The organism is Sneathiella sp., from assembly GCF_029233945.1.
Taxonomy (GTDB): domain Bacteria; phylum Pseudomonadota; class Alphaproteobacteria; order Sneathiellales; family Sneathiellaceae; genus Sneathiella.
The window spans coordinates 1-5,210 of the sequence record NZ_JARGOQ010000101.1 but is presented as its reverse complement, the minus strand read 5'-3'; the positions used below and the strand labels follow the sequence as shown (position 1 = coordinate 5,210).

At 57.7% G+C, this 5,210-nt stretch carries 4 protein-coding genes and 1 pseudogene; all 5 read left to right on the top strand.

The annotated features are described in order from the left end of the window. Positions 1 to 372: 372 nt before the first annotated feature. Entirely contained in the window at positions 373 to 921 is a 549-nt protein-coding gene (locus P1U71_RS17695) for a DUF3576 domain-containing protein (RefSeq protein WP_301106999.1), read from the top strand. A 114-nt stretch (positions 922 to 1,035) separates the two neighbouring features. After that, positions 1,036 to 3,594 carry a leucine--tRNA ligase gene (leuS, locus tag P1U71_RS17690; protein ID WP_301106998.1) on the top strand — a complete coding sequence of 853 codons (2,559 nt, stop codon included), beginning with the start codon at positions 1,036 to 1,038 and terminating at the stop codon, positions 3,592 to 3,594. Beyond that, positions 3,581 to 4,081 (top strand): LPS assembly lipoprotein LptE, encoded by a 501-nt coding sequence (gene lptE, locus P1U71_RS17685; RefSeq protein WP_301106997.1) that lies wholly within the window; start codon positions 3,581 to 3,583, stop codon positions 4,079 to 4,081. The genes leuS and lptE overlap by 14 nt, the downstream gene beginning before the upstream one ends. Before the next feature lie 4 nt (positions 4,082 to 4,085). Beyond that, on the top strand, positions 4,086 to 5,105 hold the full coding sequence (holA, locus tag P1U71_RS17680) for a DNA polymerase III subunit delta (protein WP_301106996.1): 1,020 nt from the start codon (positions 4,086 to 4,088) through the stop codon (positions 5,103 to 5,105). Between the two features lies 1 nt (position 5,106). After that, positions 5,107 to 5,210: pseudogene (locus tag P1U71_RS18090) on the top strand (HAD family phosphatase); the annotation flags it as partial.

The following is a 5,210-nucleotide window of genomic DNA, read 5'->3' as shown; positions in this document are numbered from 1 at the left end:
AACGAGCGCTGTCGTACCCAAGATTGCTTTTTTCATTTTGTCTCCCCTCTGCTCAGAAAGCCAGAGAACTAAGATTAAAATACAGACGCAAGGCCATAGGACCCGTAAGTCAAGAGGGAGTAAAGAAGGTTAACGGCCTTCCGGTCAAGCGTAAGACGATGGCGTTTTTGCCAAATTTACCGAACTGTGCTTAAAAAGTCACATTTGGGTCACACTGCCGGTTTGCGGCTCGTGCCCGCCGGAACCGAAAAGAGCCCGGCGCCGCTATTTTCTGCTGTTGTCGGGACAGAAAAGCTGGCATAAACTCCTCCAACTTGATTTCGCCCTAATTTGAGCGTTTAGTAGCCAGAGGAAATGAGGATTCTGACAGATATGACACGACAAAGATTATATACGGTAGCAGTCGGCTGTTGCCTGGCGGTATTGCTGACGGGTTGTGAATCTGATTTGAGTGCAAATTCCACCTTTCCAACGTCCAGCCGGGGTCAAGTCTATCAAACGGGCAACGCGCCGGATGACACGGTTTTCGGCAAGGGCGGTCTTTTTGGCGGTGAAGAAGATAAGAACCTTGACGGCGGCGTCGGCTCCGGCGGCGGTCTCGGGGTCAATGCCTATTTATGGCGCGCTTCGCTCGACACGCTGTCCTTCATGCCGCTTTCGTCCGCCGACCCTTTTGGCGGCGTGATTATCACGGACTGGTATTCCTCCCCCGATTCCCCAAATGAGCGCTTCAAGGTGACCGTCTATATCCTCGACCGGCGCCTGCGCGCGGACGGGGTCCGCGTAACGGCGTTCAAGCAGAACCTTGATACAGCGAACCAGTGGATTGCTGTCCCGCTTGCGCCCAAGGTTACCGGGGATCTTGAAAATGCCATTCTTGCCAAGGCGCGCGGCCTCAGGGTAGCGCGCGAGGGCGAATAACCTTATAAGAACCGGGCCCATAGAGAGTTCGCACCCCAATCTTTTCAAGGGATGAGGAAGGCGGCACAGGCGCCCTTTAAACAGACAAGACCAGGATGGAACGGGAAACAACCTATGTCCCGCTATAATGCGAAAGAAGTTGAAGCCAAATGGCAGGCCAGCTGGGCCGAGCATAAAAGCTTCGAGGTAGAGGCCGACCCGGCCAAGCCGAAATACTATGTGCTGGAGATGTTCCCTTATCCGTCCGGGCGCATTCATATCGGCCATGTCCGCAATTACACCATGGGCGATGTCGTCGCCCGTTATAAGGCGGCGCAAGGCTTTAACGTCCTGCACCCCATGGGTTGGGATGCCTTCGGATTGCCCGCCGAGAACGCCGCGCGTGACAAGGGCGTCCATCCCGCCGACTGGACCTATGCCAATATTGCCCATATGCGCGACGAACTGAAAGGCATGGGGCTGTCGCTCGACTGGAGCAAGGAAATCGCCACCTGTCACCCCGGCTATTACGGGCATCAGCAGAAGCTCTTCCTCGATTTCTTCAAGAAAGGCCTCGTCTACCGGAAAGAGACCTGGGTCAACTGGGACCCCATCGATATGACCGTGCTCGCCAACGAGCAGGTGATAGATGGCAAGGGCTGGCGCTCTGGCGCTGTGGTCGAGAAGCGGAAACTGGATCAGTGGATGTTCCGTATTTCCGACTATAGCGAGGAACTCTTGGAAGCCCTCGACACCCTCGACCGCTGGCCTGATCGTGTGCGCCTGATGCAGCAGAACTGGATCGGCCGCTCGCAAGGGGCCCATATCGCCTTTGAAATCGTTGGTGAAGACGATCCGCTCAATATCTACACCACGCGGCCCGATACCCTCTTCGGCGCGAGCTTCATGGCGGTTTCCGCCGATCACCCGCTGACCCAGCGGCTGGCGAAAGATAACGCTGATGTTGCAGCCTTCGTCGCCGAATGCCACCAGATGGGCACCAGCGAGGAAGCCATTGAAAAGGCAGAGAAAAAGGGCGTGAATACGGGCCTTGAAGTCGCCCATCCCTTTATTTCCGGCAAGACGCTGCCCATCTATGTCGCCAACTTCGTCCTGATGGATTATGGCACGGGCGCGATTTTCGGCTGTCCCGCCCATGACCAGCGCGACCTTGATTTCGCACGGAAATACGGGCTGGAAGTCACCCCCGTGGTTGCGCCGGACGGGGCTGATCCGGAAATTAGTAACGAGGCTTATACCGGCCCCGGCAAGATCATCAATTCGGAATTTCTCGACGGGATGGAAGTCGAGGCCGCCAAGACCGAGATTATCCGTCGGCTGGAGGAGGTCGGCAAGGGCACAGAAAAGATCAATTACCGCCTCCGGGACTGGGGCCTCTCGCGTCAGCGCTACTGGGGCTGCCCGATCCCGATGATCCATTGCGAAAAATGCGGCACCGTTGCGGAAACGGAGGAGAATCTCCCCGTCAAGCTCCCCGATGACGTGACCTTCGACAAGCCGGGCAACCCGCTCGACCATCACCCGACATGGAAGCATGTGAAATGCCCCGAATGCGGCGGTGATGCAACGCGCGAGACCGACACCATGGACACCTTCGTGGATTCATCCTGGTATTTCGCGCGCTTTTGCTCCCCTCGTGCAGATCTGCCGGTGGAACGGGAGAAGGTGGATTACTGGCTGCCCGTTGATCAGTATATCGGCGGGATCGAGCATGCGATCCTGCATCTGCTCTATTCACGGTTTTATTCGCGCGGCATGATGCAAACCGGCTGGTCCGATGTGAAGGAACCCTTTGCCGGGCTGTTCACGCAAGGCATGGTCACCCACGAAACCTATAGATCCACGTCCGGCGAATGGCTGCTGCCGGACGAGGTGGACCATAACGATGCGGGAGAGCTGGTAGAGCTCGCGACCGGCAAGCCTGTCACCATCGGCGGCGTCGAGAAGATGTCGAAATCGAAGAAGAATGTCGTCGATCCCGGCGCGATTATCGAGAAATTCGGGGCCGATGCCGCGCGCTGGTATGTTCTTTCCGACAGCCCGCCGGACCGCGACATGGAATGGACCGACGCGGGCGCAACCGGCGCCTGGCGCTTCAAACAGCGCCTCCATCGTTATATTTCGGAAAATTTGGATATGGCCGCCGCCCCAGGTGAGACGGTCCCCGGTGAATTTTCCGGCGGCGCGCTGGAGCTTCGAAAAGCCGCACATAAAACCATCGCGCAGGTGACGGAGAATATCGAGAATCTGCATTTCAATAATGCCATCGCCCGCATCTACGAGTTTATGAAGGCGCTCAACGAGTTCAAGTTCGAGGACAGCCCAGATGCTAAATGGGCGCTACGCGAAAGCATGGAGACGATTGTCCAGCTGGTCGCGCCAATGATGCCCCACCTCGCCGAAGAACTCTGGCAGATGCTGGGGCATGACACCATGTTGGTGGAGACCCGCTGGCCGCAGGCGGACCCTGCCCTCATTGTCGAGGACCGGGTCACCATGGCGGTTCAGGTAAAAGGCAAGCTGCGCGGCACCATAGAGGTGGCACTCGATGAAGAGGCCGCGAAAGTGGAAGAAATTGCGCTCGCGCAGAAATCAGTCCAGAATGCAATTGGCGAAAATGCCATTCGCAAAGTCATCGTAGTCCCGAACCGGATCGTCAATGTCGTTATTTAGGGCCAGTCTTGTTTTCATGATCCTGAGCGCGATCAGCGCCTGCGGGTTTCAGCCGCTCTACGGCAGCGCCACCCGCAACGCCGGGGTGCAGGATAAGCTCGCTCAGGTGTATGTCGAGCCGATTAACGGGCGCACCGGGCAGATCCTGCGCAATGAATTGCTCGATCTTGCCAATCCGGGCGGCATTCCGAAAACGCCGACCTATCGCCTCGCCGTCGTCATCGAGGTTCAGTCCGAAGGCCTCGCCATTCAGAATGACGACACCAAGACCCGCTTTAACCTGACGCTCAACAGCAAGTTTCGCCTGACGGATGCCGCCGGGAAGGAGGCTATCTACTCCGGATCGACGCAGAATATTGCCTCCTACAACGTGGTGCAGTCGGAATTTGCCAACCTCGCCGCCGCGAATAACGCCGAAAAGCGCGCCGCCCTCGTTGCCGCAGAACAGATAAACCAGCAGCTTTCCGTCTTCTTCGCAGGGCGCTGACCCGGTGGAGCTGAAAAGCAACCAAATTCCTGCTTTTTTAAAGTCCCGAGACCCGAAATACCGCATTTTCCTCCTGTTCGGGCCCGACGAAGGCCTGGTGCGGGAGCTGTCCCGCGCGATCTGCGTGAATATTGTCGAAAGTCTCGACGATCCGTTCCGCTTCCTCGAGATGGAGGCCAGCGATCTCAGCAATGATCCCGCACGGCTGCTGGACGAGGTGACGGCCATCTCCATGATGGGCGGGGAGCGCGTGGTCCGCCTGCGCGGGGCGACGAACAACGCCAAAGGCTATATCGAGCCTGTGCTGGAACTGGATCTCACCGATAGTGTGCTGGTGATTGAGGCGGGAGACATTCGAAAAGACAGCGCCCTCGTCAAGATGATCAGCAAGGCGCCGAATGGCGCCGTGACGCCCTGTTTTCATGACAAAGCGCAGGATATTCTCAGCCTGATCAACGAGGTGCTGGGCGCGGCGAACCTCACCCCGTCGCGCGAGGTGATGGAATATTTGCGCGAAAACCTCGGCAGTGACCGGGCAATTTCCCGGGGCGAGCTGGAAAAGCTGGTGCTTTACATGCATGGGCGGACGGACCCGATAACCCTCGCCGATGCGCGCGCCAATATTGGGGATTCCAGCGCGCAGAGTATCTTCGATGTGATCGATGCGACCCTGCTCGGCGATCTGAATGGACTTGAAAAATACCTCACACGCGCCTTTTCTGCCGGGGAAAGCCCCATCGGTTTTCTCCGTATGATCCAGAATCAGCTGAAACAGCTGCATAAGGCGGCGGCGATCCGCGATGCCGGCGCCCGCGCCGAGGATGCCATCCGCAAGGCGGGCATTCCCTTCTTCAACCAGAAAAAGGCGGCGGCGGAAATTGGCGGGAAGTCGAGCGCGCATTTCGCAACCTGCCTCGAGATTACGCTGGATGCGGAAATGAAATGCAAATCAACGGGTTATCCGGATGAGGCCATCTGCCGCCGGGCGCTTATGCGCATTGCCATGGCCAACCGGAGGCGATAGGATGATGACACGCCCCGATCTTGTTATTTTCGATTGCGACGGCGTCCTTGTGGACACGGAACCCACCTCCAACGCCATCCTTGCCGCAAATCTTACCCGCCACGG

Excerpts from the sequence above, each read along its gene's own strand:
- P1U71_RS17695 (WP_301106999.1), top strand. The coding sequence starts at position 373 with ATGACACGACAAAGATTATATACGGTAGCAGTCGGCTGTTGCCTGGCG.
- leuS (WP_301106998.1), top strand. The coding sequence starts at position 1,036 with ATGTCCCGCTATAATGCGAAAGAAGTTGAAGCCAAATGGCAGGCCAGC.
- lptE (WP_301106997.1), top strand. The coding sequence starts at position 3,581 with ATGTCGTTATTTAGGGCCAGTCTTGTTTTCATGATCCTGAGCGCGATC.